The sequence below is a fragment of the Dermatophilaceae bacterium Soc4.6 genome (genome assembly GCA_039889245.1).
In the GTDB taxonomy this organism is placed as follows: Bacteria; Actinomycetota; Actinomycetes; order Actinomycetales; family Dermatophilaceae; genus Lapillicoccus.
This window is the reverse complement of the sequence record JAZGVH010000002.1, coordinates 4,571,792-4,598,644: the sequence shown is the minus strand read 5'-3', so window position 1 is coordinate 4,598,644 and position 26,853 is coordinate 4,571,792. Positions and strand designations below refer to the sequence as shown.

Genomic DNA, 26,853 nt, shown 5'->3' with positions numbered 1-26,853 from the left:
GCTGCCCGCCGCACAGTGACGGGCTCGGTACTGTGCGCCGCGGGGGTTGCGGTGATTGCGATCAGCGGAGGTTGCACCGTCCAAGGGACTGACTCCTCGCGCGGCCCGGCATCGACGCCCCCTGACCAGTCGTCCGCAGCCCGATCCCGTGCACCCGACCCCACCCAGGTGGCCTCGCGCACCCAGAAGTACCTGACGAACATCCTGTCACCGGCGATCGCCAACGTCCGGGCGGTGCTGGTCACCGTCGACCGACGACCACTCGTGCAGCTCTACCGCTCCAGCACACCCGCCCAGGCGCATGACATGCACTCCGTGACCAAGAGCGTCATCGCCACGCTCGTTGGGATCGCCCTCGCGGAGGGGCGTCTGCATTCCCTCGACGACACGCTGGCAACGCCGCTGCCGCAACACGCCCGCGACATGAGTCCCACGGTCGCCGGGATCACCCCGCGCCAGCTCCTGAGCATGACATCCGGGCTGCCCCCGGACCAAGCCAACGGCGACCCCCCCGCCTCGCTGTCCGGGCCAGACTGGGTCGCCAACATCCTGCACACCGGCACCGAGACACCGCCCGGCACGTTCGCGTACTCCAGCGTGGGGTCTCACCTGCTCTCCGCCATCCTCACCCACGCCACGGGCATGTCGGCGCTGGACTATGCGCGGCTGCGCCTCTTCGACCCGCTGGGCATCGACACCCGCAACGCGGCACAACCACGCGTCACGGACAGGGCGCCCATCCCTGCGTATGACAAAGCGACCTTCGGGTGGCTGCGCGACCCGACCGGCATCCAGTTCGGCTTCGCCACCCTCAAGATGGTGCCACGCGACCTGATAAAGATCGGCCAGCTCTACCTCGACGGCGGCCGGTGGAACGGGCAGCAGATCGTCCCCACGGACTGGGTGAAGGCCGCCACCACCGCCCAGGTGTCCACGCACGGCGATGCCACCGCCCTCGCCGAGAACTACGGCTACCAGTGGTGGGTTACCCAGGAGAGAGGACACCCCGCGTACGCCGCCTTTGGGTTCGGCGGCCAGGTCATCGAAGTCGTCCCTGACCTGCGCCTGATCGTCGTGATCGCTGCTGACGTCGGCGAGTCCGACCTGCACTGGGAGCACGTGCGGGGCATGGTCAGGGACGCTATCGTGCCCGCTGTTGGCGGGTGACGGTCAACGACCGCGGGTTTACACGACAGGCGTGGAGACGGGTACCGGGTCGCCCGGTGCGCCACTCGCGAGGCTGGATCAGGGGATCAGCCGGATCCCGGTAAACGTTCCTGTCCCGGAGAAGAGCACGGCTCCGTTATCAGCGTCCAACGCCCTCACGGTGTACGTCCCGGACATCGTGTTGCCGTGGACTCGGCCGCGGGGGCGGACCTCGACGATCACGCCCGGGTCGGTCGCAGTCTGGCCAGGAGCCCCGGTCTGGAACACCGACTGGAACCTCCCGCCGCCCAGACTCCGCCACGCGCCCGCACCGACGCCGGTAGGCGGGGCAATCTCCACATTCTCCAGCGCTCCGCCGAGGGCGGCGGTGACGATCGACTTTCCAATGTTGGGTGGACCGGGCGGGTCGTCGCGGTGGGTGACCACCCAGGCGCCCAGGACCGAGTCGCCCCCTTCGCCGTCATCGGCGCGAGCCGAGTCTGTGAGCGCGAGTCCTGTAACCGCCGCCGCTCCGGCGGCACTCGCGGCACGAAGGACGTGTCGGCGTTCCATGATTCTCTGCATGAGATCGACCTCCAGCGAGACGATGTCCGCTGCCCTATCGGACCTTGCAATGTAACCCTTGGGCCCACCCGGGGGGAAGACTTCGGGACGCCGCCCTGGCGGTGTGCGATGTCCTCACCTCCGCACGAGCGCCTTCGTCGAGTCCGAGGGCCGCGCGCTCCTGGGGCAGCAGAACCACGGTGCGCCCCGCGGCACTCGACGGGGCTCCTGGCCCCCATCGCCTGATCCCAGACGCTGCGGAGGAGCGCGTCAAGGCGATCGCTGTCGAGCCGACGCAGCTCGGAGACGGAGTCGACGGTCTCGTTCATGAGGGCTGTCCGCACCAGAGGGTGCACGGTGCCCCGGTTGCTGTAGCCCATCTGGTCGGCGACCTGCTGGTAGGTGTGGCCTTCGGTCACCAGCTGGATCGCCCGCGCTCGGCGCGCAGAGGCCAGGGCGTGAGTCTTGTGGCGGCCTGAGACCCGGGGTAGATCGACCGCGACAGCCCTCATGAGAACCATTCTCTCGTGCCCCGGGTCGCGAGGGATGACCCCGGACCGATCCGACTAGTCGTGTGGAGCCCAGCGGCGCCCCGGCCGGCCACCGCGGCTGCGGTGACCGGCCCGGGTCGCGGGGGGGGGGGGGGTTCAGGGAGACCCCGGCGGCGGTGAGCGTGCTGCGCAGGTCAGACACCGACGCGTCGCGGGTGGCGACCGCGGCGGCCCCGAAGCCGCGCTCGATGGTGGCCATGATCGACGTCGTGTCGAAGGTCGTCTTCGCGACCCCGCTGTGCGGGAGCCCCGCGGACACGACGAGGGCCGGGATCCGCGTCCCCGGACCGTAGAGGTCGGTCGTGCCGGCCGGGGCACCGGTGGCGGCGCTGGGTGGCGAGACGTGGTCCCACTGCCCGCCGAACTCGTCGTAGGTCACGACGACCAGCGTGTCCTTCGCCTGGGGGCCGCTGGTGACGGCCTTCAGCAGGTCGACCAGGTGGCTCTCACCGTTGGTGGTGCTGGCGTACCCGGGGTGCTCGTTCTCCTCGCCCACCGGCTTGACGAAGCTGACCTGTGGCAGGGTGCCGCCCTGGGCCGAGGCGATGAAGTTCTTCTCGTCCTGCAGGTGGCTGCGGCCGGGGCCACCCTCGGCGTAGTTGCTGAAGTAGTTGAGGGGCTGGTGGTGGAACTGGAAGAGCTTGTCAGGGCAGTAGGGGTAGTTGCCTGGGATGGCGTTCGGGTCGGCGCACGTGCCGGGGGTCGCGCCGTTGGTCCAGCCGAGACCGGTCGTGTTGCCGGCCGCGTTGTCCCAGCCACCGGAGTACCAGTTCCACGACACGTCGGCGGCAGTCATCGTGTCGCCGATGTTCTTCGCCGTGGTCGCGTCGTCGACCTGGAGCCGCTTGGCCGGGATCGTGCCCGGGGCAAACGGCTGCGACAGCGGCTGGATCGTGTTGACGGCGTTGTCACCGCAGGCCACGGAGGGGTTCGTCGTGCCCTGCGCGCAGGCCTGCGTCAGCTGGGCGTCCTTCACGGTGGAGGTCGGAGAGTAGAGCGGGTAGGTCGTCGGCATCCCGTTCGTGTCGACCACGGAGTGCAGGTCGTTGGCGGAGCACACCGCGGCCGTGTCCACGCAGGTGTACGTCGGTGCCTGGGCGGCCACGAGGTACTGGTGGTTAAGGAACGACCCGCCGAAGGCGGCCTGGAAGAAGTGGTCGGCCACGACGTACTTCGGTGCCCCGCTCTGGTGGAGGTAGCGGTAGACCGGGGTCGTGCGCGTGTCGTAGGTGCCCATGGTCAGCCCGGCGGCGTCGCTGCCGGTGACGTAGCGGTCCTGCTTGCCCCCGTCGATCTGGTACTGCTCCTGGTAGAAGCGGTGCACGATGTCGCGGGTGCAGCCACCCGGCAGCCCCGAGCCGGCCTTGACGCCGTTGGGGGCGAACACTCCCGGCGCGGGGCAGGTGGTGGCGGTCGGTGGGATGTAGGTGTTGATCGAGAACGGCTAGGAGACTGCTGAATAAGGTGTGTCGTCCTGGTCCGGCCTGTCGTGGGTTGAGATCATGGGGTATGCAGGGTCGTCCGCTTGATGCGCGTGAGCTGTTGGATGCTGAGTCGGTCGCTGGGCACCTGGTCGATGAGGGCAGCGTGTTCGGGTTGTTGGCGCAGCAGAGGCGGGTGTTGTTCCCGGAGGCGATGTTCGCGGATCTGTTCCCGTCGCGGTTGGGTCGCCCGTCGGTGCCGGTGGATGTCGCGGCGTCGGTGATGGTGTTGCAGTCGTTGCATGGGCTCTCGGATCGGGAGGCGATGGCGGCGTTGCGGACGGATCTGCGGTGGAAGGTGGCGTGTGGCCTGCCGGTGGGGCATGGAGGGTTCGACCCGTCGACGTTGACGTACTGGCGGAAGCGGTTGGCGGCCAGCCCGTCCCCGCACCGGATCTTCGACGCGGTCAAGGCGGTAGTGGCTGAGACGGGGGTGTTGACGGGGAAGAACCGGCGGGCGCTGGACTCGACCGCGTTGGATGATGCGGTCGCGACGCAGGACACGGTGACGCAGCTGGTCGCGGTGATCCGCAGGGTCGCCCGGCTGGTTCCGGGGGCGAGTGACGTCGTGGATGAGGTCTGCTCGGCGCATGACTACGACGACCCGGGTAAGCCTCAGATCGCATGGGACGACAAGGAAGCGCGGGCGGTGCTGGTCGATGCGCTGGTGCGGGACGCCCTGGCGCTTTTGGAGGTCGTGTCCGGGTGGGACCTCGACGAGGCCGGCGCCGAGGCGGTCGCGTTGCTGGCGTTGATCGCGGGGCAGGACGTGGAGCCCGCACCAGGGTCGGACGGGACCGACGGCCGGTGGCGGATCGCTCGCCGGGTCGCCCCGGATCGGGTCATCAGCGTGGTGGACCCCGAGGCCCGGCACATCCACAAGACGGTGCACCGGCGTCAGGACGGCTTCAAGGCGCACGTCGCGGTCGAGCCCGAGACCGGGATCACGACCGCGTGCGAGCTGACCAAGGGTGCTGGCCCGCTCGCGCCGGACGGGGCGACGGGGATGCGGCTGATGGACGCGGACGACACCCTGCCCGCCGCGGACGATCTCCGCGAGGGGCAGGTCGTCGACGTCCTCGGTGACAGTGCGTACGCCACGGGTGACGCGCTCGAGAAGATCACTGCGGCGGGGCGGCGTCCGCTGGTCAAGCCCGGCCCGCTCAAGCCCGCGGTCGAGGGTGGGTTCACCTTGGACGACTTCATCGTCGATGAGCAGGCCGGGACCGCGACCTGCCCCAACGGCCTGACCCGCCCGATTACGCCAGCGCGCAGCGTCACGTTCGGGGTCGGCTGCGTCGGCTGTCCCTTGCGTGCCCGGTGCACCACCGCGAAGAGGGGCCGGGCCCTGCAGCTACACCGGCATCACACGCTGCTACGTGAGCATCGTCAGCGCGCGAAGGACCCTGCCTGGCAAGCGGATTACCGCCAGCACCGGCCGATGGTGGAACGCTCGATCGCGTGGCTCGTGGCGGGGAGGAACCGTCGGGTTCGCTACCGCGGTGTGCGGAAGAACAATGCCTGGCTCCACACCCGCAGCGCAGCCCTGAACCTGCGCCGGCTGCTCAATCTCGGCCTGACCCGCACCGACGGAGCTTGGGTCGTCGCCTGAGCCCACAGGGGAGGCAGAACCCCCCCACCCCCACCCCTGACGGCCCCGCGAACGCCTCGTACCCCTCACACCGACCGAAGACCGCTCGGGTCTCCCCCAGGATCAACGCCGTCCAAGGCGTCCTGAACCCGACAGACGGCGCCCCCGTCACCCCCGAATGACGACTCCGACCTCCGAACACACCTTGTTCAGCAGGGTCCTAGTTGACGAAGTGGCTGTCGAAGGTGGTGCCGGCGGTCGAGCCCGAGCTCGACCCCTGGGCGCACTTCGACGACAGCGGGGGCGTCGTGAGGTTGACGTCGTTCTGCAGGAGGCAGCCGTACGCTCGCCCGTCCTGGGACACCTGGGTGGTGTTGGCGCCGACCGCCTGGTTCAGCCCCTCGACCGGGATGCCGCGGACGTCGCGCCAGTTGCCGTAGAGGTTGTCGAAGCTGTGGTTCTCCTCGTAGATCACCACGAGGTGCTTGAAGTTGCCGAGCACCGGGTTGGCGGCGACCTTGACGGCAGGGACGGCGCCGCTGCCGGCGGCGAGGGCGGCACCTGTGGGGGTGCCGGCCACGGCCAGGAGGGCGGCGGCCAGGGCAGCGGTAGCGACGACCAGTCGCCTCGAACGTGCTCGAGTGGGCACGGTGGTTCCTTTCGACGGGAGTGACGGCCACGCCCGCGCGACCGCCGGCCGAACGTACAGACGGCATCTGAGCAAGCCCCGCACGGCGGGTGACGGCAAGGTGAACGGGGGATGTTCACCTGGCGAGGGCCAGTAGGACGTCGAGTTCAGCACTCCAAAATGTCCATGGTGTGCACGATTCGTGAGAGCCATCGGCTGCAGCTTTCGGCTGACGGGGCGGGGCGTAACCCGCTGGTGGGCCTCTCGAACGGCAGACATATCTGAGCCGCCTTCCCTCCTTGGCGCCAGCTTCGTGTGCCGCCATAAGGCCCTGGGACGGCGGCGGTGTCGTCTGGGCCGGGCGGGCTGGACATGCCCTGCGAGCTGAGCACCGCGGTGCGAACCGGCCGATGACGGCCCCATGACCGGGGGCGGTATCGGGACGGGGTGGCCGTCCGGGCGCTGAGCGCAACCTTCGGCAGGGGATCCCTTGACCTGTACGGGCCCGAACCTTCCCTCCCCGTTCATGTCCGACTCACCTGCCCGCAAGCGTCCACGAGAAGGGTGAGGGTCGGTCACGCCGTGCCGTGGTCGGTTCAACGCTGACCGGCTAGTCGTGGCAGTGGTTGAGACGCAGACCGAGTCCGCGCCCATCTTGGGCGCTGCTGGAACAGGCGAAGGAGCAGAGGATGAGCATGAGCAGGAACATGAACCCCAGGCGGATGCGGAAGGGGGTCGCGGTACCCGCGGCCGCGTTGACGGTCGCGGTCGTCGCGGGCGGCGCGTATGGCGCGGTCATGCACGGGTGGGGGGACGCCTTGATCGGGCGGCAAGCGGACGGGTCGGTCCTGACCGCCACGAACCAGAGGATCACTCGGCAGGGATCAGCACCGAACAGTCAGGACGGCCCATGGTGATGGCCGTGGCCCCGAACGGGCGGACCGCGGTCAACGAGACGTGGGACGGCAAGGGCGAGTTCACCGTCACCGACCTCGTCGGCCACAAGGTTCTGCAGCAGATCAGCCCCGCGCAGGGCTCGGGCGCCTCGTACGGGGGCTTGCTGTACTCCAAGGACGGCTAGACCCTGTGGGCGGCCCAGCCACGCAATCTGGTGAAGTTCACCGTCGCTGACGACGGCACCTTGTCCAACCCGGTCACGATCGCCCTGCCTGGAGCCAACGGCAGGGACCCCATTCCGGCCGGACTGGCGTTGGCGCCCGGCGGCAAGCAGATCCTGGCCACCCTTAACGGCGTCAACACCCTGGCCGTGCTGGACGCCGCCACGGGCGCGGTGATCCGCCAGATCCCGGTCGGTAACGCTCCCCGCGACGTCGTGGTCCAGGCAGGTCACGCGTTCGTGGCCAACCAGGGCGGGCGCACTGCCAAGCCGGGTGACCGGACCAACAGTTCTTACGGCACCGACATCGTCGCCAACACCCGCGACGGGTCGCCGTCGACGGGTACCGTCTCGGAGGTCGACCTGGCCACCTCGAAGGTGGTTCGCAGCTACAGCACGGGCCTGGCTCCTTCAGCTCTGCTGGTCCACGACGGTGACGTGTTCGTGGCCAACTCCAACTCTGACACGGTCTCGGTCCTCGACCCCAAGCACGGCAAGGTCGGACAGACCATCAATGTCAACCCGCTGCCCGGTGCCCCGGTGGGTAGCTCCCCGACGTCGCTGACCATGCTCGACGAGACCCACCTGGCCGTCAGCCTCGGTCAGGCCAACGCGGTCGCGATCTACGAGTACAAGAACCAGAACACCCCGGCCACGTTCGAGGGGCTGGTCCCGACGGGCTGGTACCCGGGCACCGTCGTGTACGACTCCGCCCTGCGGCAGATGGTCGTCGCTGCCCAGAAGGGCGTGGGGTCCCTCGGTGCCCCCGACGCCAGCGGCGCTCACACGGTGTACTCCGACCTCGGCATGATCAGCACGGTCCCCACACCCAGCCGCCAGCAGCTCCCCGCGTACACCAAGGCGGTATGGGCCAACAACCAGTGGACGGCCGCCCAGACCGATTTGGCCCCCGGCACCGGCGGTAAGCGGGACGCCGTGGCCGTGCCGCGCCGCGACGGTGACCCGTCGACGATCAAGCACGTGTTCATGATCATCAAGGAGAACCGCACCTACGACCAGGTCCTGGGTGACGCCCCCCGAGGGAACGGCGACCCGTCCCTGGCGGAGTTCGGCGGCAAGACCACCCCCAACCATCACGCCCTGGCCGCCGCCGGGCCGCTGCTGGACAACACCTACTCCTCCGGCACCATGTCCGCCGACGGGCACCAGTGGCTGACCCAGGCCACCGTGGACGAGTACCTCACCCGGTCGATCGGCAACTACGACCGCAGCTACCCCTACAACGGCGGCGACGCCCTGGCCTACGGCGCCACCGGCTTCCTGTGGGACAACGCCGCCAGGCACGGCGTCAGCGCCAAGGGCTGGGGCGAGTACACCAACAACTGGACTGACCGCGCCGGCCACAGCGACACCCACACCTGGACCCAGTGGTACCAGAACACCAAGGCTCTCGAAGCCGGGCAGCCGGCCACGATCCCGGCGAACCAGTACCACGCGTCCACCGACGTGCCATCGCTGACCAGCATCCTGCACCCGGCCTTCCCCGGGTTCCAGCTCCAGGTCCCCGACCAGTACCGCGCCGACCTGTTCATCAAGGACCTGCACCAGGCCGACCGCTCCAACACCCTGCCGCGGCTGAACATCCTGACCCTGCCCGCCGACCACACCGCGGGCACCGACCCCACCGAGCCGACCCCATCGGCCATGGTCGCTGACAACGACCTCGCCGTCGGGCGGATCATCGACGCGATCTCCCACTCCACGCACGGCAAGGACTCCGCTGTGTTCGTGATGGAAGACGACAGCCAGGCCGGCGTCGACCACGTCGACGGGCACCGCCAACCGGCCCTGGTCTGGAGCCCGTACGCCAAGACGTCGCCGCGGGCGTCGGCCGCCCGCAGGCAGGCGCCGTCGTCAGCACGTACTACACCCAGCTCAACATCGTGCGCACTATCGAGCAGATCCTCGGCCTGCCCCCGATGACCCAGATGGACCTGGCCGCCCAGCCGATGTTCGACGCGTTCACCAACAAGCCCCACTTCGCGCCCTACACCGCTCGGCCCAACCAGATCCCCCTGGACACCCTCAACGGCACCCCCGCCGCCCCCGCTGCGCCCGCTGCAGCCAAGACCTTGGCTAAGGCGTGGACCACCTGGTCCTCCAAGCAGGACTGGAGCGGGCCCGACCGGGCCAACCCCGCCGCGCTCAACCGGGCCGACTGGTACGCCACCCACAGCTACACCCGGCCCTACCCCGGCGACCGCACCGTCCTGACCCCCGACCAGGTCACCACCCTCCCCGGCCAGGCACTCGAAAAGTCCGACGGCTAAGGACCCATCCCCCTGCAGCCCCACACCCCCACAGGTGCGGGGCTGCAGTCATGACCCCACCCCCTAGGTTGCCGGTCCGGGTTAGACGACGACGATCCCCGTTCAGGCCGACGCTTGTTCCCCGGCGTGCACGTGGAACGTCTTCCCCACCGTCGGCAGCAGCAACCCGACCTGCTCCGGCAGCGGTACGGAGAAGGCCCCTGTCGGCTCCGACGCCGACGCCGTCCGACTCGAGGCCACCCCGGCCGGCAACGCGTCGGGCAAGGCCGGCTGTGCCTCGTCGTACCAGTGCAGCTCGAGCACCCGTCTGAACTGCTCCGACTACCCGCCGGACGCCGTGGGCTACCCCGCAACAAGGGCGCCATCGTCTGAGCCATCACGTGACACGGCGGACCGACGGCGTGCCGGCCCGGGCCAGGCAGTGCGCTCGGGGTGGCCTCCGGCCTCCTTCGCGCGGCCTCATGCGCGCGGTCGGCGGTCCTTGGGCGGTGGTGGCCCGGTCAGCTGCGGTAGCGCTCGGTGGACCAGCTGGCTCAGGGGCTTCGTGTGAGCGAGCGGCGCACGGTGCGCCAGGCCTGCGAGGTCTGGGGGTTGAGAGGGGTGGCCCCGCGCGCGAGCCACGCTTCGGTGCGGTGTCCGGGGTGCTCGAGGTCGAGCTGCCGCAGGACGTGCTCGACCCCGGAGAGCACCGAACCCTGGAGCATCCAGAGGTCTGCGTGCTGGCGCGGGTCGACGTCGACCAGCATCAGCTCGGTGACCACGGCTCGGCTCTCGCGTACGACGTCGAGGGTGCACTGGAAGACCTCGTCGACCCGTTCGGCTGGGCTCGGGCCGTACTCGGCGTCGATCAGGTCGGCATAGGAGCGCAGGCCGCCGGCGAGGTCGTCCAAGACCACGGCGAACGCCCGCCTCAGCTCGACGGCGACGGCGCGCTCGGCGGTGTCCACGGTGGGCGGCACCTGGTGGGCGATGACGTTCAGGAGGGCGCGAACGGCGGCGAGACACCGATCGAGGCGACCGAGCGCGTCAGCCAGTCCGTGGTGCACGGTGGGGCTGGCGAGCGCGAGCGGGTTGAGCTTGCGACTCTGTTCGACGGCCTGCACGCAGGCGGTCGCCGTGTCGATGTCGCGGTCGATGTGGTCGGCCCAGGTGAGCCAGGCGGTCGTCTCCTCCGGGTGCGGGGTCCTGCTCGCCACGGTCAGGGACACCTCGTTGAGCAGACCGGCCTGCGCGCGGGCCACACCGCGTACGGCGTCGCGCGCCCGCGCGTTGGGTATCGTCACCGGCGCGAGCAGACTGAAAGCGATGCCGACGACCGCGCCGATGAGGGTGTTGATGATGCGGACCTCGGCGGCCAGCTCCGGCGAGGAGACGGCCAGGATCAGCATCGCGCTGATCGGAGCCTCCAGGGACTGCTCGCCCAGGCGAAAGACCTTGGCCAGCGCGAGCGAGGCGACGATGACGGCGGCCAGGCTCCACCAGGTGAGCCCGGTCGAGCTGGCCAGGCCGACGGCCACCAGGACACCGGTCAGCACTGCTCCCACCCGGACCAGTCCCATCCGGAGGGTTCCGACCGTCGACGCCTGAACGACCAACAGCGCGGTCAGCGGTGCGGTGAGGTCGGTGAGGCCGGGAGAGACCCGGTTGGCAATGAGGTACGACAGCACCGCGGCCACCGTCAGCCGGGCGATCTGCGCGGACCCCGCCCGCACTCGAGCGGGCACCTGAGACCAGGACGTCGGCCACGACGGCCAGAGCCACCACAGCAGGTGACGTAGGCGCACACGCCACCGCAGCGGGTCCTTTCCCAGGTCACCATGCACCCACACCACCGCCTTAAGGCTCACCGTGCCAGTGACCGAGTATGGGCCCGGCAGTGAATCCCCCGTCAGGCCACCCACCGCTGGCCCCGTTGCTACGACATCTCGTCGACCCGGTCCGGCACAGGACAGCGAACCAACTCCAGCCGGCCGGGAATCACGGGGATCAGGCGAAGAGCTTGCTCCAAGCGGTGATGGTGCCGCCGCACCGAGCAGGGTCCCGATCAACCAGGTCGCGTTCTTGGAGGCGAAGTGGCGCACCGTGCTGAGGGAGGGAAACCGACACCTGGATCAGGTGCCGCAGGGTCTGCCGGGACTCTCGAGAGCCGTCAGGGCCGGGGATGCGGAGCGAGACGAACGCCTCGAGGGTGCGCAGACCAGTGGCGAGTGCCTTCACCCGGAAGGTCCAGGTCGCCCCGGTTGTCCAGCAGCGCCACTGCCGCTTCGCCGAAACGGAGGCGCGCGCTCCCGATCGGGATCGTGTCACCCAGCTGTTGACAGTCTCGCCGCCGCCCTGTACACCCGGAGGAGACGGGGGTCATCGTTGTCTCGAGCCCGGGTGACCGGGCTGCTCGGACCGGGCTGCACTTCCCTCCCGATCAGACCCCACCCTCCGAGCTCCGTTAGGAGTTGGTCATGACCAAGGGTTGTTCGCCGGGGGTCACCCTCGGGCTGTGGCCGGCGGTCGTCGTCCTGGCCGTCTCAGGGTGTGCTACACCGGGCGGCCCCGGCGCATCGCCAGCACCATCCTCATCGCCGTCGGGTCCGTCGACGGACGACACCCTCCCACGTGCGTCGACGACTGCTCAGCCCACGCTGAAGGATGATCCGGTCGACTCCGCTTTTCACACGAAGGTGGACTCCTTCTGCACGGGGCAGTTGACGGAGAAACTAAAACATCAGTACCCCGTCGGCTATGTGGCGAACGATCCGGACCAAGCGACGCTGGCTGAGGCCGGGGCGGTGCTCGAGGCCGAACCGCTCACGCACACCTTGGTGGTCACCGCCAAGGCCCTGGGGAAACCCCGTGCAGGCGCCGCGGCGTGGGCATCGGTCGTCGCCGACTTCGGCGCCTACCAAAAAGGTGCTGGGGCGGCGGCAACGGCGGCGAAGGCCCAGAACCCGCCTGCTTTCGTGTCCGCCCGAGACTTGCTCGAAGGCACCAAGACGACCATCTTGAATGACATGCGGGCGGCCGGTTTCGGCGCTACCAGCCCCTGTGCACTCCTCTTCGCGAGTGCGGGTGGTCACTGACTCATCGCCCATTGAGCGTGGATTCCTCTGTCTGACAGTGGATTTCGCTTTCTGAACCTGGTAGAATGGACCTACACGAAGGAGGGATAACCACGCCCAAGCAGGGGCTGGAGAAACCCTCTCGTGGCGGGCCCGACACCAACTGGTGGCGGGCCTTTTTTCATGTCCAGACGCGGTGATCCGCGAGATCGAAGGAGACGCATGTCCACCCACGCGATACGACTCCGCAGCTCGGAGGAGCTGCTGGCCGTCGTGCCCTACCTGCTCGGGTTCCACCCACAGCACAGCCTAGTCGTCCTCACCCTGCACGCGGACCGCCTCGGTCTCACCGCGAGGGTCGACCTCCCGGCCGAGCCGCAGTCCGTGCGCGGAGCGGCCGTTCTGGCTCAGTCGCTCCTGCCGTCCCTGCTGCGCGAGAAGCCGGACACGGCCGTCCTCCTCGGCTACGAGAACACCGCCGGTGACAGCATCCCGGTACTGGAGTGCCTCTCGCAGGCCCTCGCCTCGCACGGCGTCGACCTCAAGGACCGGCTCATCATCCGCGATGGTCGCTGGCGTTCGCTCGACTGCCCGGACCCGGGCTGCTGCCCACCGGCCGGGTCGCCCGTCCCGCTACCCATCGACGCACCAGCGGTCGCGGCCGAGTTCGTCGGGGCGGGAGTCTCACCGCACCAGACCCGTGCCGCCCTGGCGGCGGTGCTCAAGGCCGGCGCCCAGGCTCACGTGGTCGGAAGGGTCCTCGCCACCCCCGGAGCGGGCGACGTCCCCCGTTCCGGCCCAGCGGTGGCCGCCCTGCTCGCACGGATCCTCGGGCTGACGACGCCAGGCTGCCCGCTGTCTGTGGAGGATGCTGCTGCCGCAGTGGGCGTGCTGCGCGACGTGCAGGTGCGTGACGCGCTCGTGGCGTGGCTGACTCCGGGCAGCATCGACCGGAACGCCTTCGGCCCCGCTGCTCAGGAGGTCCTCGCCGGCCTGCCGCACCCGTCACCCGGGGAAGCGTTCAGCGACGTCGACCGGGATGGCTCCGGTGAAGGCAACCATGTCGCGGCGAACCACCACCTCGTCCAGGACCGCCTCATCCGTCTGTGCACGATGCTCCCCGACGAGCACGCCGCGCCAGCCCTGACCGTGCTCGGGTGCCTGACGTGGTGGCGCGGCGACGGGGCCCTGACTCGGGTGGCTCTCGACCGGGCACTGCGCTGCGAGCCGGAATACCGCCTCGCGCAACTGCTCGAGCACATGGTCGACCTCGGGATCCGCACCGCACCCACGACCTGACCCACCCCTACGCCGGGCCTCCCCGGTTCTCACCTCCAGGCCTACCGCTGAGCGCGGTGGGCCTTTCGCATGCCCAGACCACCGCGCGGACCCCGTCCCCGCGGCCACGACCCACGCCATCCGGCGCGGGTCACCATCCCCATGAAGGAGTTGCCTCAGCATGAGTACTGCCACGTCTCACCTGTACGCCGTTCCACCACCCACGAACCCGCGCGACCCGAGCGACCCGACTGATCAGCTGTCCCGGATGGGCTGGCTGCTGCGGCTGCGCCGGGTCGTCCGCCAGGCCCTTAACCTCACTCTCGCCCTGCCGCGGCAGGCCGCCGACGGGGCGCTGCGTCAGGTCCAGACCGCCACCGGCATCATCCGGCGCACCGACCTCTCCGGGTGGGCAGGCCGCGCCCTGCGCGCCTCCGCGGTCCTCGCCCACAACGTCGGCGTCGTCCCGCTGGGGCTCGTCGTCGCCACGGCCCCCCCGGTCCAGCGCCTGATCACCCGAGGGATCGGCACCTGCCTGCGCTGGGCCGGCACCCTCCTGCGCCGCACCTGGGCCGCGACCTCGGCCCTGATCGCCCGGACCGGCACCCCCGGTCTCACCGTCCTCGACACCCTGGACCGGTGGGCCGACCGCGGGGCGGCAGTCGTCTCACACATCACCCACCACAAGGTCACCCTCGCCAGCCTCGAGGTGGCCCAGCGGACCTTGGCGACGGTGGCGCCCCTCGCCCGGATGTTCACCCTGCACCGGCTTCTGGCCGTGCTCATCCCGGCCCGGTGGGTCCGGTCGGTGGTGGAGGCCGTCGTCGTCCCGGTTGTCATAGCCCTGGTCGCACCCGCGGCCCTGCTCGTGCCCATGACGGCGTCAAGGCAGTGCAGTGCCACCCCGTCCACCGTTGACGGCGGCCACCGCACGGTGGGGAAAGGAGAGGTGCTGGATGGCGGCCCCAACGGTGGGGAGTCGCCGCAGGCCCACGAGGTCTTCGGCCGGGGTGTCCCTGGCCAGGCGACGGCCGAGGTCATCGCGGATCACGGGTCACAGCAGTTCGCTCAGCCGCGGAACCGGGCTGAGCGGCGGGCGATGCAGCAGGAGCAGGCCCGAGCCCGCAGGGCGGCCAGCCACCGCCCGAGTGGCTCATGACCAGCCATCGGAGCCACCACCCGGCGAGTCCACCGTGCTGATCGTGCTCGGCGTGGCCGCAGCTGCCGTCGTGGTCGTCATCGGCTACCACCGGCTCAGCGACCGCTCGCCCCAAGCCGGCGCCGCCAGCCTTCACCTGGTCCGGGAGCTCGCCGCAGTCGTCCTGGTCTGCACCAAGGCCGTCGAGGGCATCGTCAAGGTCCTCGGCCGTAGCGAGGTCCTCGCGGCGCCGGTCACGACCTGGGGCGGCGAGAACTACAGCCGGTACGGGCCAGGCCGCGACTTCGAAGACGACGACGAATGAGGGCAATCTCCTTCGCCTCGTCGACGTCGCATCCCACCGAGTGGAGGCACTCGGGAACAGCGGCGTAACTCGCAGTACAGCCCGGGGGTGGGGTGCAGATCCGCACCCCCACCCCCGGGTGCCACCCGTCGCAAAAACGAACCATTCCGAGACGCCTCGCCAGCGCCCCGCCGGCGGGGCTTCTCGCCGTCCACAAGCCGTGGCCGGAATCAACGTCTCAGAAGGGACCCAATCCATGAGCAGTGACAATCCCGCCGACCACACCCTGCTCGGGTAAAAACTAGCTAACCCGCTAGGATCACGCAGCTTTACACCACGACAAGGGCCTTGACCCCGAGGGCGAAAAGCTCGAGAGGCTGCGGGCTCCAACCAAATAGGCCGCCAGCCACAACCCCCACGCCCTCGGGAGCCGCTGACCTTTGAGGTCCGCCAGCCGTGTCTGGTGCTGAGTTTGGACCATGGGGCCGACCCCGGCGTCGAGAGGGTGCATGGTCGACGGTTGTTGCGCACCCTTGAGGGAACCTGCACGACCCTATCCAGACACGCCCTCCAGGGGGTTACTCTGTGCACGTGAGCAGGGCGGCGAGGGGGGCTGAGATGAGATGTCGTACGTGTAGATCCTGGGTGGTTCCGGGACGCAACTGTCGTCGGTGCGCCTCCATCCGCTCGGCGGCGCCCCCTCCTCCGTCCTGGGTGCAGGCGTCACCCCCCGGCGTGACACTTAGCAAAAGTCCACCACCGCCCGCCTACAACAGTCCTGCAGGTCGTGGTGTACCGGTGCCGTCAGTCCCTCCGGTGCCCCCCCCGCCGTCGGTGTCGACGTCGGCACCCGCGCCGCTGAAGTCCTCCCCCTCGGGACGGCCCAGGTGGTCACGGATGCTCCCGGCTCTCGGCGTGGGTGTTCTCCTAGCCCTCGGTGTCGTTATAGCTATCGCGACCCAGGTGCTGCCTTCGTCCCGTTCGACGTCGACATCCCAAAGTCGTCCGACTGCTGAAGCAACGACCGTCTCTCCCGCACCCCCCACGGTTGGTGATATGGCTGCTACCACCGCCCCCGCGCTTCCCGTCACGGTGACCGTCACCGCGTCGGCCTCTCGTACGGTTGCTCCCGCACCTGCCGATCCCGAAAACGTCGCGCTGGCCGTGCTTCAGAAGCAGCAGGCCCAAGACCTCGACTCAACCACCTTTGACGGGAGGTGGGTCCTGCAGGTAGCGAGCAAGTTTGATGGGGTGACTGACGCGTTGCAGGTCACGCGTTCCGGCAGCCACACCTTCCATAACGTCGACATCCTGAGCGAGTACCGCAGCCTGCGGACCCGGCTCGAGGCCAGTGGCATCACTGTCCACCTATTGAGGTCCAACGACTTTGGCACCACGACTGTCAGCCACCCGGAGCGCATCTGGGTCACCCTGGCCGACCCCGGGGGCCTTTACTCGGCCGACGACGCCATGTCGGAGTGTCGCAGCCTCTTTCCCGAGCTCGACGATCGTCACCTCCGCAACGCCTGTGTGGGGCGACGTCTCCTGCCGCCGGGGGTCTCATGACCGCGCGGCCGAAGGGGACCGCCGTGGGCGGTCTGCCCGGAGGCTCCGTTCATGCCCGCTGACCCGACGTTCGACCCGTCCTCGGTTAGCTGGGATGACCCTCCGGGGGACGACCGCACGGGAGCGTCAACAGTGGCGTCGAACCTCACTGGGTCGCAACCCGCGACGGCGTGGCCGCCATCCGAGCCCACGTCACACGCGTCCTCACCGGTCCCAGTACCGGTGGCACCGAACAGGACACGCGCGATGGGCGTGTGGGCCCTCGGCCTGTCTGTAGCAGGCGCCCTCCTCGGGTCCGGTGCGCTGTGGTTGGCTCTGGACTCGATGTCGGTCTCGGGCGATCCTCTCGGCTCAGCACCCCAGTGGCTCGCGGTGGGCGGCGGTGCGGCCATGGTCCTGGTGGTCGCTGCCGCGCTGGGACTCGGGGCTGTGGTGACGGCACGGGGCCGCGCGCTGGGCATGTGGGCCCTCCTCACCGCCTTGGTGCTATCGCCCCTGCTGTCGTTCGTGTCGGTCACCCTGGGCGTGAATGCACTGCAGGACAGGGCGAAAGCCAGCCTGGCATCCGGTGCCGGCACCGGGGTGGAGAGAGTCGTGCACGCACTGGGAGACCTGGGCGTGCCCGAGGGTCCAGCCCGCATCCTCATCGAGGGTAGGAAGTGACATGCGAGCGTTCGATCGCCCTGAGAACCGAGGCTCAGCCACTCCTCATCCGGCATACTCTGCGAGCGACACCGAGATTGGGGGACACGAGGACGATGACGTTTGACTTCGACAGTGACGACACTCCGGTGACGGAGCGCCCGCGCCCTCTCGACGACGACTCGTGGACCACCGAGAGCGAGCAGGCGCCGGTCGGCGTCGGCGACGTGTGGGACACCGACGGTCAGACCTACACCGGGGACGGGACGGTCTCTGGCCTGTCCACCCCCGCGAGTCCTCCGCTGGCCTGGCTCCTGGCGTCGCTGGGCACCGTGGTCGCGGCGCTGCTCGCAACCCCCGTCGGTCCGGCACCCTTAGGGCCGGTGCTGACGTGGGTCGTCGCTGGCCCCGTCTCGATCCTCCTTCTCGGCACCTTCTTCTCACGGGACCTGCGTGAGCGTGCACGCGCGCTCTACCAGTCCCCGACGTGGGTCCCCTGGGCCACCCGGGCTGTTGTCGTACTAGTCCTTGTCGCGGTGGTCGCATCGTCCTGGCGCTTTGCCGACTGGGTGGCCCGGCAGTGAGGGCTGTGCGCGCACGGCGCGAGCTCGGCCGACCGGCCGCCGCGCTGGTGGCCCTCGTCCTCGGTGGGCTGGTGCTGGGCGCCGCAGTACTCCCGGCGCCGCTGGCGGCAGGCGCGGCACCGGCCAAGACCTCGACTGCCACCAGCCCCACTCCCGACCTCACCGCCTGCGTCGCCAGCAAAAAGGCCGTCAGCGTCGTCTTCGTCGTCGACGAGTCCCGTTCGCTCAAGCAGACTGACCCCTCGGCCGCGCGGGTGACCGCGGCTACCTACCTGGTGAACCAGTGGGCGCAGGGTGTGGCCACGAGAGGTGTCACGGTCTCGCTAGCCGTCACCGGCTTTGGCCAGTCCCCGGACCCGGTCCTGGGCTGGACCACCGTCACCGCCGGTGCCCTACCGACCCTGCAGCCGGCGCTCGAGTCGTTCAAGAATCGCAACACCGGCACGGGCACCGACTACTGGCTCGCCCTCGACGATGCGCGGCGCAGTTTGGCCAGTCGCCCCGGTCGTCAGCCGGGTGACTGCCAGGCCATCGTGTGGTTCTCCGACGGTAAGCTCGACACCGCCGCCACCTACGCCTCCTCCTCAGGCCGCACCGTCCGCAAGCCGTACGTCGGCCCGTCGGTCAGCTCGGACAAGGACGCCACCACCGCGGCCGCGACTGACCTCTGCCGCGATGGGGGCCTCGCCGACCAGGTGCGCAGCTCGCAGATCACCACCTTCGGGATCGGGCTCCAGGTCGGAGGTCAAGCGGCTGACTTCGACCTGATGAAGGGGGTTTCCACAGGTGCGGTCGTGGCCGGGGCCCCCTGCGGTCGCATCCACAGCCCGGTCCCCGGGGTCTTCCACCTAGCCTCCGATGTAGACGGGCTGCTGGCCCTCTTCAACGACATCATCATCGGGCCGCCGACCGTCGACCTGTGCCCGGCCTCTCCCTGCGCCGGTGAGCGCCAGTTCGTGCTCGACGCCTCGATCAACTCAGTACACCTCTTCGGAGGCACCTTGGTCGAGGGGGCGGGCCTGCGCCTGCGGGCCCCCGACGGGAAGTCCGTCGACCTGCCCCGGGGTGTAGCGGGCACCACCCCGGTGACCGTGGGCACGGCAAGGGGCACGGTGGAGTGGCTGGGACCTAAGACCGTCTCGGTCGACCTCGTCCCGACGAGCACCGCTCGCACAGGGGGCTGGTCGGGGCAGTGGGGGCTGCAGTACCTCCGAGATGCCAAGCCGGTCGAGGCACGGCTGACGACGTTGCAGATCAGCAGCGACATCAGCCCGAGATGGGACCAGAAGTCGACCTTCTCGCCCCGCGCGGGCCAGAAGAGTTCTCCGGTGACCTTCGGGCTGACCACCCCGAAGAGCCCGATCAAGGCGACCGACCTGCTGGGTTCGGTGCGGTTCAACGCCAGCGTCATTGACAGTGCCGGCACCTCGATACCGGTCGTCTCGGGGGTTGGCAAGGACGGGGTCGACGTCCGGCGCACGCTCGACCTCACGACGGCCAAGCAGGGAGCCGCCAAGGTCAGGGTGACGCTCGAGCTCACCACTGGGGCCACGACCGTGAGCGGAAAACGCATCGCCGGCACGGCCCTCGCGCCCCAGTCGATCGACCTGCCCTTTACCATCCGACCGCCGGTCGGGTCCGCCACCCTTGTGACCGATCGCCTCGACTTCGGCGAGATCCAGACCGCGGCCGACGTGACTCGGACCATCGCCTTCGAGGGACCGGGTTGCGTTTGGCTGCCCGCCGACGCCACCACGGTGGCGGCCGCGCCAAAGGCGGCCGGGGCGGTTGCCGTGTCGAGCACGGCCAACACGCCGGCCTCCTGCCTGCGGCTGGCCGAGGGCCAGCGTGCCCAGCTCCCGATCACCCTCACCAGTGAGAGCGCTGCCAACGGGGCGATCACCGGCACCGTTGAGCTGGCTACGGCGCCCGTCGATGAACTCGGACGCGTTCAGACGGTCACCCTGCCGTTCCAGGCCAGCCTGGCCAAGCCGGTCGACGTGATCACCAGGACCTGGGCGTTCATCGTCTGCCTGTTGGTAGGCATCCTCTTGCCGCTCCTGTTCCTCTATCTCGTCAAGTGGCGCTCGGCCAGGATCCCGCCTTTGACTCTGCAGGCGGAGGCGTTCCCAGTGACCCGGCGCGGCGACCAGGTGCTGCGCAACGGGCTGCCCTTCGACCTCGGCCCCCGGGACCTGCGCAGGGTGGTGCAGCGCGACGCGGGCGCACGGCGCCTCGAGGTCGAGGGGGTGCAGCTGCGCACGAGCACCGGATGGTCACCCTTCGGCCCGGGTTCGGTCACGGCCTCCCGCGAGGCGGCGCTGATGGCGTCCTCGAGCCACGGTGCGGGTGCCGCGCGGGGCAGCGCGACCTTACCGCTGGCCGTCCACCAGTGCTGGTTGCTCGTCCTGCCCAACGGAAGCGGGGATGCAGCGCAGATCGTCGTCTTCGTCGGGCCCGATCCCGCCGGCGACGTCCGTCAGCGGGTCGCCCAAGACATCCGCGAGCGCGCTCCCCAGCAGTGGCAGGCCCTGGTGACCGAGGACGCCACGGACGACTGGACAGGGACCGGCCCCGGTGGTCCCGGTGACGCCGGGGACCACCCCTGGGCCGACTCCGACCACCCCACCCCGACCCTCCCCACCGTGGTCGGCAGCGGTGCCCCCACCGGGACCGCGGACCAACCACCCGACTTCTCCAGCTTCTCGTGGGACGAGGACACCTGAGTCCCTCTGAGAGCCACCGCCATCCCCGCTGACCGTTCGATGACCTGATCTCACCCAGCACGAGGAGCTCGACCCATGCGCAAGATCCTTTTCGTCGGTTGCGGCGGTACGGGCGGAGCGATCCTGGCCTACCTCATGGACCAGCTGCGCTCCGATCTCGGCCAGCACGAAGTCGGCGACCTCCCGGGTGGGTGGCAGTTCGTGCAGATCGACGTCCCGCAGAACCCCGACCCAGTAGCACCCTCGCTCGGCACGATCGTCGACCAGGGTGGTCGCTACGTCTCCTGCGCCCCCAGTGCTACCGGTTATCCCCTGGTCGACGCCGGGGTATCCCAGCAGCTCCAGAACAGTGGCGGGCTCGGGGCCATCGGCACCTGGGCTCCGGACCGGCCGGAGGCCGTGCAGGTGCCCGTACAGGACGGGGCCGGGCAGTACCGCGCCATCGGCCGGGTGCTCACACTCTCCCGCATCACCCAGCTGAACCGCGAGCTCGAGGCGGCATGGGGGCGGCTGTCGACAACAGAGGCGACGGCGTCGATGCACCGCGCCGCACGGGCCATGCCGGCCCTCGGACCCTACGCCGAGAACGACACCCCGTTGGTGCTCGTGGTCAGCTCGATGGCCGGCGGGTCGGGCGCGTCCATGGCCCTCGACGTCGGTAGGCTGCTGTCGCGGGTCCGTGGCGTCGACGCCAACCTCGTGGCGGTCTTCATGGCCAGCGCCGACGTCTTCGAGAGCCTGCCGGAGCAGAGCCGTCAGGGTGTCCGGCCCAACGCGCTCGCCATGTTCGGAGAGATCATCGCCAGCCAGTCGGCTGCTGCGGGCGACGACGACGCCGATGTCCTGGGCCGGCTCGGTTTCGGGCAGCTAAGCTTTCCCGCCCGACCCTTCGCGCGAGTCTTCCCCATCGGGCGCAACGTCGGTCTGGCGGGCTCGGCGGTGAGGTTCGGGGACGGTACGCCCGGGGCGGTCTACCGGGGGACCGGGCGGGCCCTCGCCGCCCTCGTGTCAAGCGCCTCGGCACTCGACGGGTTCGTGTCCTACGACCTCGGCAACCCCCAGCCGGTCGCCACACGCCGCGAGCTCTTCGCCTGGGGTCAGACGCCCGAGGACACCCAATGGGGGTCGTTCGGATTCGGCTCCCTGTCAATGGGACGGGACCGTTACGCGGAGTACTCCGCGCAGCGGATCGCCCGAACCGCTGTCGACCACCTCCTCGGTGGGCACCTGCAACCCACGAGCCGGGCCGGTGGCCCCGAGCAGGCCCGGGCCCTCGTCGACTCGCAGTGGGGGGTCGTCTGTCAGCGCCTCGGTCTCCCGAGCGGCACCTCACCCGATCTCAGCAGCGAGGTCAAGGCGATGGTGCAGGCGCTGATGGCCCAGGACGACGCCTTGAAAATGGGTGCAGCGGCCGTGGAGTCACAGCTGGTTGGGCACCTTCCCTTGTTTGCGGGGAAGACCCAGGCGAGTGACATCGTGGCCGCCGTGCAGGCGGCGCTGACCGGGTCGAGGCTCGGCCTGCGCGACGAGGTCCAACGCGCTGCCTACGCTCTGGTCCACACCTGGGTCGACGGGTTCGTCCAGCGGGTCGAGTCGACCTCGGAGGACGCCGTCGCCACCCACGGGATGCCCTACGCGCGCACCCTGCTCGAGCGGCTGCGCGAGCACCTCGACTCCTTCGTCGCACCGTCGCTCGAGAGCCTGGGTCGTGGTGCCGGAGCGCCCGTCACCGTGCCGCCAAAGGTTCAGGACCTGCTGGCCCGGCTGCGGGGTGAGGTTGTCAACACCGCGCCGGTCGTCAACGACGTGGTGGCGGAGTACGTCACGCACGCCCGTAACGAGATCCGCCGCGAGTGGTGCGCGCTCGCGGCACCGGTGCTGCGTTCCATGCTCAGTGGGGTTGTCGACCGGCTGGTGCTCGCCCTGTCCGAGTCGATGGCCCTGCTCGAGAACGCCCGCACCGATGAGACCGCCTTCCTCGGGATCGCCCGCATCGAGACGGACGTCTACCGCATGTGGCCGTCCGACGACGACCAGGCCGTGGCCGACCGGTGGGCCGAGGCGACCAACGAGGTCCTCGTCACGCCGTCGAGCGCCTTCATGGCGCAGTACGAGCACGACCTGACCACCTCGTTGGGCACGTCGACGGCCGGGGACGCCCCAGAGCGACGGCGCGCGGTGGTGAGGTCCGTGATCCGGGGAACCTGGCCGACCACCGGGAGCACGCTGCCACCCGGCGGACTGCTCACCCGACTAGCCAATTGGCGCACGCGCGAACTGCCCGTCAACCTGGAGGGAGCACCTACGGTGCCGCAGGTCGCATCGTACGACCTCGCGGTGCGGCCGTCCCAGCTCGTCGCCCGGGCCCGGACCTACGTCAAGCGGCCCGACGCCTCGTTCCACAGTTACACCATGCTGTCGCTGCGTGAGTACGCCAAGGGGGGCGACATATTCGAGGCCGGACGCCCGGCGCGCCAGCAGGACCTGCTGCTGAAGTTCCGGCAGGCGCTGGCGATGGCGCTGCCGCTTATCAGCGTCGACGCAACTGCGGTGCAGACCCTCCACGCCTCGACAGGGGTCCGCTTCCGATACAAGTTCTCCGAGGTGCCCTTCAAGGACCTTCCGGAGCTCGAGACCGGCCTAGTCCGCGTCCTCGTGGACGACTCCCGGACTCACCCCGACAGCCAGGCCAACCTAGAACGCGCACTCGACGGCTCGGACGTCACCCGGCTCGACGTCTTCGGCTCCTACGAGAACTTCGCGCCCCTCGTCTTCGACGGCGTTCTGCGCCCCATCGTGGCCCAGTGGAATGCCTCGGACTTCGGTGCGCGCCAGCAGTTTTGGCGCCTGCGTAGGACACGGAGGCTACCGGCGTGCCTACCAATGGGGCAGTCGGAGCGGCGCTCAATGGTGGCCGGCTGGTTCCTAGGGCAAATGATCGGGCGGGTGACCATCCCGGCACCCCCCTACGACCAGCCCGTGCGGATCTGGGACGAGTCGACCTCGCAGTGGCTCGCCTTCCCCCACCCGCTGCTCACCCCGCCCGAGCGGTTCAAGGCCCTATACGACTGGCTGCCCGCCGTGCTGGAGTCGTCGTTGCTGGCGGTGGCGCGCTTCGGCGACAACCCCGTCGGCAGCTCGATGCGGCCCTACCAGACCCTTCGGCGGCTCTACGATGGCGGACCGGCCGAGCCGGCCAACAACGCCAGCGGCATGTTCCGACTCGCGGCGCAGGACCTGCTGGCGTCTTGGCTCGTGTCGGGGCAGACCGCGCAGGGCGGATTGTCCAGGATCCGTGGGGTGACGCCTGCGAGTACCCCGGACGAGCGCTCCGAGGCGTCGATCGCCTGGCTGGCCACGATCGAATCTACAGCCGAGGGCTACCAAGGCGGTGCCTCCAGCCTCGTCAACCGCGAGCAGGCCGGACGCATCCCCATGTTCGCCGACCTCGCGGAAGACGTCCTCTGGGCCTGTCAGACCCTCGTCCCCATGCTCAAGCCCCCGACGAGCGAGGTGGCCGACGATGTCTTCTGACCTGGTCGTCGTGCTCGTCCCGCCCGCTGGGGCACTGCAGGCCGTCGTCGGCCACCTCGCCGACTGGTGCGCCGCTGGGGTCCTCGGAGAGTTCGTGGTGACCTCGAGTGCCCCGGGCACCGGGCTGGCTGGCACCTTGGGCGCCTCGTGGGTTATCGGGCCGCAGGGACGTACCCCCGTCCGGCTGTCGAGCCACCTCGCCGACCGCGACCCCGGGCGGGTGCGCGTCGTGCTGCTCAGCAGTCCACTGGGCGGTGTCCCTAGCGTGACAGCCGCGTCCGCCCTGACCCTCGTGAGCCTCCTGCGGGAAGCCTCCTCGGCGAGAATAGTGCAGATGAACCTCATCCTGGTGCGGGGTCTGGCCAATTCCGCTCCTCTGGTGCTCGAGGGCTGGCACAACGTGCTCGTCTCGCCTGAACACGGCCGCACCCCCGAGGCCGCGCGGGAGGACCTGCCCGACTACTCGACCCCCGACGACCTCGCCCGCTACGCCACCCCCACGGTCGCCGCGCTTGCGGGACTCGTGCTCGACATCCCGAGCTCCCCGCTCGACGACCTGGTCGCTCCTCCGGGCAACCAGGTGCGGACGGCCCGCAGCTACCTGACGACCCTGGACGCCGGCGAGGTCGAGGAGTTGCTGCGGGACGGCACCGTGAACCTCGGGGGGGTCTTCCCTGCTCCATACGTCGGCACGGCCGGCTCCACCCACGTGGAGAGCACCTCGCTGGCCACGTCCGATATGGCAGAGAAACTGTGGTCGCGGTGGGGGCCCAAGTTGCTGCGTCCTCGCAGCAGGCCCCAGGAGGAGCCACTGCGGGAGGTGAAGGTCCTCGAGGCCCTGCGCATGCTGTTCTCATTCCTCGCCGCCGCTCTCCGGGGTGCGCCCGGGGCATGGTGGCGACGCACCGTGGCTGTCGGCAAGGCCCGGGTCGCGAGCCGGGTCAGCGACCTCGTCTTCGGCAATGCCTCGGCTTACCGCGCCATCATGCCCGGCCAGGCGTACATCCGCAGGGCGCCAGCAGACTGGCAGACCCAGCTACACGAGCTGGGCCAGCTCGGGTCGGTCTTGACGTCGCAGACCACCGGGCACGACGTGCACATCGACCTGTCCTCCCTGTGGAAGGACCTCGCCGAGGGGTGCTTCACGCTGTGTGACGGGCTGGAACGCGACTCGCTCATGCCGCCTTTGGTCATCGGTGAGCAGATCGCGGTGCTGACGCGAGCCTCCGACTGCATGGGCTCGGGGATCGAGGGCTTCGAACTCCCCGCGGGCGGGGTGTCCGTCCGTCTGGGTGAAATAGCGTTGGCCCCATCCGACTACCTCGGAGCGATCGGCCTGCACGAGCAGCTGGGTTATCTCGACCACGACGAGGACCTAGGGCCCGAAGTCGGGTCCGTCGCGCGATCCCTGCAGGCGTGGATGAAGGCGCGCAACCAGACCTTCGGCTTCCAGGTGGCCCGCCGCATCGGGCACGACTACGGCAGGTGCGTCGAAGAGATCCAGGAGTATCTCGGCATCCTGCGGGACGTCGGCACGCACGAGGACGAGGCCCCTGCGTCACAGCGGTCGCTGGCCGCGCGACTGCTGGTCGTGCTCGGGATCACTGTCGCGAGTGTGGTGACCGTTGGCGTCCTCGTCGGCATGGCGATCATCGGCTGGCTCCTGGCCACGGCCCTCGCCGTCGTCCTCGTGGGGGGGTGGCTTATGGCGAGCCTAATTGTCTTCATGTCGAGCCAGAGAGAGCTCTTCCAGCTCCTGCACCGGCGGCGGGCAGCCGCGTCGCGGGCCGAGCTCGCGCAGGCCAACCTGCTCGACGCCGTCACCGATGCCCGCAACCTCGGCGACTGCTACCGGATGTACCTCACCTGGGCCCGAATCCTCGGTGCCTTCCTCGCCGACCCCCTCGCCTCCGGTGCGCACATACGCACCGCCCGTAAGGCGGTGGCCGATCCCCTGCCGCTCTCGGTGCGCTTCGCGCACGCCGTCCCCGACGGGCTACGCGTGGCCAAGGTTGGGCACGTCCTGAAGCAGGGGGCCTTCGAGGCGGGATGGCTGACCTCCGCCTGGGAGAGCTGCCTCAAGCAGGAGGTCGACGACCTCGGGGCCCGTGGGGTCTCGCTGGGGGGCGACCCTCAGCGGCTCTTCCATGCCCGGGTCCCCGACGACTCCCTGGTGAGGGCGGTGGCGGACGCTCTCGACGCCGACGGCGTGGCCACCTCTGGGTCCAGCGTGCTGTGGGCCTCGATCCTCGGCCGGGTGACACGCGACGACCGGCTGCTGGCGGACCTGGTCGGAGAGGTCAAAGTGTCGGGGCGGCGGATCCCGCTGAGCACCTATCGCGTCGCGCAGGAACCCTCGGACGCGCAATACCTGTCCGGCACGCCCTTCTCCCCCACCGGCCGCAACAAAGGATTGCACAAGGTCGCTCAGTCGTGGGAGCGGGTGACCCCTCGTGGTCTGGGCTGGGTGCAGCTCATGGTGCAGTTCTCGGTCGGAGGCTCCGGCGACGACCTCGCGACGATGGGACCCGTCAGCGTGCCGCCCGAGCCGACACCGCCGGCGCAGCCCCCGCCGGAGTCGGTGCCCCAGCGCCACCCCGGGGTCTCGCATGTTACTGGCGAATACCTGCCCACCCCCGATCCCTCCCAGGTTTGGTGA

The 26,853-nt window shown here is 69.7% G+C and carries 21 protein-coding genes; 15 read left to right on the top strand and 6 right to left on the bottom strand.

The annotated features are described in order from the left end of the window. The first annotated feature begins 168 nt into the window (after positions 1-168). Positions 169-1,167 (top strand): serine hydrolase, encoded by a 999-nt coding sequence (locus V3N99_21415; GenBank protein ID MEO3939282.1) that lies wholly within the window; start codon positions 169-171, stop codon positions 1,165-1,167. A 78-nt stretch (positions 1,168-1,245) separates the two neighbouring features. Here V3N99_21415 and V3N99_21410 read toward each other — a convergent pair whose 3' ends face one another. Beyond that, a complete protein-coding gene (locus tag V3N99_21410) occupies positions 1,246-1,731 on the bottom strand; it encodes a twin-arginine translocation signal domain-containing protein (GenBank protein ID MEO3939281.1) in 486 nt (161 codons plus the stop codon). Positions 1,732-1,980: 249 nt separating this feature from the next. After that, complete coding sequence (locus V3N99_21405) at positions 1,981-3,648, bottom strand: alkaline phosphatase family protein (GenBank protein MEO3939280.1); 1,668 nt, start codon at positions 3,646-3,648, stop codon at positions 1,981-1,983. 122 nt (positions 3,649-3,770) lie between these two features. Here V3N99_21405 and V3N99_21400 point away from each other — a divergent pair, with 122 nt between their 5' ends. Beyond that, a complete protein-coding gene (locus V3N99_21400) occupies positions 3,771-5,354 on the top strand; it encodes an IS1182 family transposase (protein MEO3939279.1) in 1,584 nt (527 codons plus the stop codon). Positions 5,355-5,553: 199 nt separating this feature from the next. Here V3N99_21400 and V3N99_21395 read toward each other — a convergent pair whose 3' ends face one another. Both V3N99_21395 and V3N99_21390 read right to left on the bottom strand, forming a co-directional pair. Beyond that, positions 5,554-5,982: an alkaline phosphatase family protein gene (locus V3N99_21395; GenBank protein MEO3939278.1), complete on the bottom strand. Its 429-nt coding sequence runs from the start codon at positions 5,980-5,982 to the stop codon at positions 5,554-5,556. A gap of 589 nt (positions 5,983-6,571) precedes the next feature. Continuing rightward, on the bottom strand, positions 6,572-6,760 hold the full coding sequence (locus V3N99_21390) for a hypothetical protein (GenBank protein MEO3939277.1): 189 nt from the start codon (positions 6,758-6,760) through the stop codon (positions 6,572-6,574). A gap of 111 nt (positions 6,761-6,871) precedes the next feature. On the opposite strand from V3N99_21390, the gene V3N99_21385 reads away from it, so the two are divergent. The 3 genes from V3N99_21385 to V3N99_21375 are packed head-to-tail and all read left to right on the top strand — an operon-like array spanning position 6,872 to position 9,369. Then, positions 6,872-7,042, top strand: a complete 171-nt coding sequence (locus V3N99_21385) for a hypothetical protein (GenBank protein MEO3939276.1) — start codon at positions 6,872-6,874, stop codon at positions 7,040-7,042. A 30-nt stretch (positions 7,043-7,072) separates the two neighbouring features. Continuing rightward, complete coding sequence (locus tag V3N99_21380) at positions 7,073-9,022, top strand: hypothetical protein (protein MEO3939275.1); 1,950 nt, start codon at positions 7,073-7,075, stop codon at positions 9,020-9,022. Further along, positions 8,983-9,369, top strand: a complete 387-nt coding sequence (locus V3N99_21375) for a hypothetical protein (protein ID MEO3939274.1) — start codon at positions 8,983-8,985, stop codon at positions 9,367-9,369. Before V3N99_21380 ends, V3N99_21375 begins: the two co-directional genes overlap by 40 nt. 102 nt (positions 9,370-9,471) lie before the next feature. Here V3N99_21375 and V3N99_21370 read toward each other — a convergent pair whose 3' ends face one another. Together V3N99_21370 and V3N99_21365 are read right to left on the bottom strand one after the other, a co-directional pair. Beyond that, positions 9,472-9,672 carry a hypothetical protein gene (locus V3N99_21370; GenBank protein MEO3939273.1) on the bottom strand — a complete coding sequence of 67 codons (201 nt, stop codon included), beginning with the start codon at positions 9,670-9,672 and terminating at the stop codon, positions 9,472-9,474. Between the two features lie 230 nt (positions 9,673-9,902). Continuing rightward, positions 9,903-11,216 carry an FUSC family protein gene (locus tag V3N99_21365; protein ID MEO3939272.1) on the bottom strand — a complete coding sequence of 438 codons (1,314 nt, stop codon included), beginning with the start codon at positions 11,214-11,216 and terminating at the stop codon, positions 9,903-9,905. 609 nt (positions 11,217-11,825) lie between these two features. Between V3N99_21365 and V3N99_21360 the strand changes: the two genes are divergently transcribed. From V3N99_21360 to V3N99_21315, 10 genes are all read left to right on the top strand, one after another. After that, positions 11,826-12,443 (top strand): hypothetical protein, encoded by a 618-nt coding sequence (locus V3N99_21360; protein ID MEO3939271.1) that lies wholly within the window; start codon positions 11,826-11,828, stop codon positions 12,441-12,443. 201 nt (positions 12,444-12,644) lie between these two features. After that, a complete protein-coding gene (locus V3N99_21355; GenBank protein MEO3939270.1) occupies positions 12,645-13,721 on the top strand; it encodes a DUF4192 domain-containing protein in 1,077 nt (358 codons plus the stop codon). A gap of 160 nt (positions 13,722-13,881) precedes the next feature. Next, positions 13,882-14,859 carry a hypothetical protein gene (locus tag V3N99_21350; protein ID MEO3939269.1) on the top strand — a complete coding sequence of 326 codons (978 nt, stop codon included), beginning with the start codon at positions 13,882-13,884 and terminating at the stop codon, positions 14,857-14,859. Between the two features lie 34 nt (positions 14,860-14,893). Further along, on the top strand, positions 14,894-15,163 hold the full coding sequence (locus V3N99_21345; protein MEO3939268.1) for a hypothetical protein: 270 nt from the start codon (positions 14,894-14,896) through the stop codon (positions 15,161-15,163). Positions 15,164-16,198: 1,035 nt separating this feature from the next. Beyond that, positions 16,199-16,708 carry a hypothetical protein gene (locus V3N99_21340; GenBank protein MEO3939267.1) on the top strand — a complete coding sequence of 170 codons (510 nt, stop codon included), beginning with the start codon at positions 16,199-16,201 and terminating at the stop codon, positions 16,706-16,708. Between the two features lie 246 nt (positions 16,709-16,954). Continuing rightward, positions 16,955-17,371 carry a hypothetical protein gene (locus V3N99_21335; GenBank protein MEO3939266.1) on the top strand — a complete coding sequence of 139 codons (417 nt, stop codon included), beginning with the start codon at positions 16,955-16,957 and terminating at the stop codon, positions 17,369-17,371. Positions 17,372-17,466: 95 nt separating this feature from the next. Beyond that, entirely contained in the window at positions 17,467-17,934 is a 468-nt protein-coding gene (locus tag V3N99_21330; GenBank protein ID MEO3939265.1) for a hypothetical protein, read from the top strand. A gap of 5 nt (positions 17,935-17,939) precedes the next feature. Beyond that, positions 17,940-20,660: a VWA domain-containing protein gene (locus tag V3N99_21325; GenBank protein ID MEO3939264.1), complete on the top strand. Its 2,721-nt coding sequence runs from the start codon at positions 17,940-17,942 to the stop codon at positions 20,658-20,660. Positions 20,661-20,735: 75 nt separating this feature from the next. Continuing rightward, positions 20,736-24,194 carry a tubulin-like doman-containing protein gene (locus V3N99_21320; protein MEO3939263.1) on the top strand — a complete coding sequence of 1,153 codons (3,459 nt, stop codon included), beginning with the start codon at positions 20,736-20,738 and terminating at the stop codon, positions 24,192-24,194. Then, entirely contained in the window at positions 24,184-26,853 is a 2,670-nt protein-coding gene (locus V3N99_21315) for a hypothetical protein (GenBank protein ID MEO3939262.1), read from the top strand. The genes V3N99_21320 and V3N99_21315 overlap by 11 nt, the downstream gene beginning before the upstream one ends.

What these genes read in the sequence shown, in the direction of transcription:
- V3N99_21360 (MEO3939271.1), top strand. Translation starts at nt 11,826, where the DNA reads ATGACCAAGGGTTGTTCGCCGGGGGTCACCCTCGGGCTGTGGCCGGCG.
- V3N99_21385 (MEO3939276.1), top strand. Translation starts at nt 6,872, where the DNA reads ATGGTGATGGCCGTGGCCCCGAACGGGCGGACCGCGGTCAACGAGACG.
- V3N99_21330 (MEO3939265.1), top strand. Translation starts at nt 17,467, where the DNA reads ATGACGTTTGACTTCGACAGTGACGACACTCCGGTGACGGAGCGCCCG.
- V3N99_21350 (MEO3939269.1), top strand. Translation starts at nt 13,882, where the DNA reads ATGAGTACTGCCACGTCTCACCTGTACGCCGTTCCACCACCCACGAAC.
- V3N99_21340 (MEO3939267.1), top strand. Translation starts at nt 16,199, where the DNA reads ATGGCTGCTACCACCGCCCCCGCGCTTCCCGTCACGGTGACCGTCACC.
- V3N99_21400 (MEO3939279.1), top strand. Translation starts at nt 3,771, where the DNA reads ATGCAGGGTCGTCCGCTTGATGCGCGTGAGCTGTTGGATGCTGAGTCG.
- V3N99_21320 (MEO3939263.1), top strand. Translation starts at nt 20,736, where the DNA reads ATGCGCAAGATCCTTTTCGTCGGTTGCGGCGGTACGGGCGGAGCGATC.
- V3N99_21335 (MEO3939266.1), top strand. Translation starts at nt 16,955, where the DNA reads ATGGGCGTGTGGGCCCTCGGCCTGTCTGTAGCAGGCGCCCTCCTCGGG.
- V3N99_21410 (MEO3939281.1), bottom strand. Translation starts at nt 1,731, where the DNA reads ATGCAGAGAATCATGGAACGCCGACACGTCCTTCGTGCCGCGAGTGCC.
- V3N99_21315 (MEO3939262.1), top strand. Translation starts at nt 24,184, where the DNA reads ATGTCTTCTGACCTGGTCGTCGTGCTCGTCCCGCCCGCTGGGGCACTG.
- V3N99_21355 (MEO3939270.1), top strand. Translation starts at nt 12,645, where the DNA reads ATGTCCACCCACGCGATACGACTCCGCAGCTCGGAGGAGCTGCTGGCC.
- V3N99_21390 (MEO3939277.1), bottom strand. Translation starts at nt 6,760, where the DNA reads ATGACCGCGCCATACGCGCCGCCCGCGACGACCGCGACCGTCAACGCG.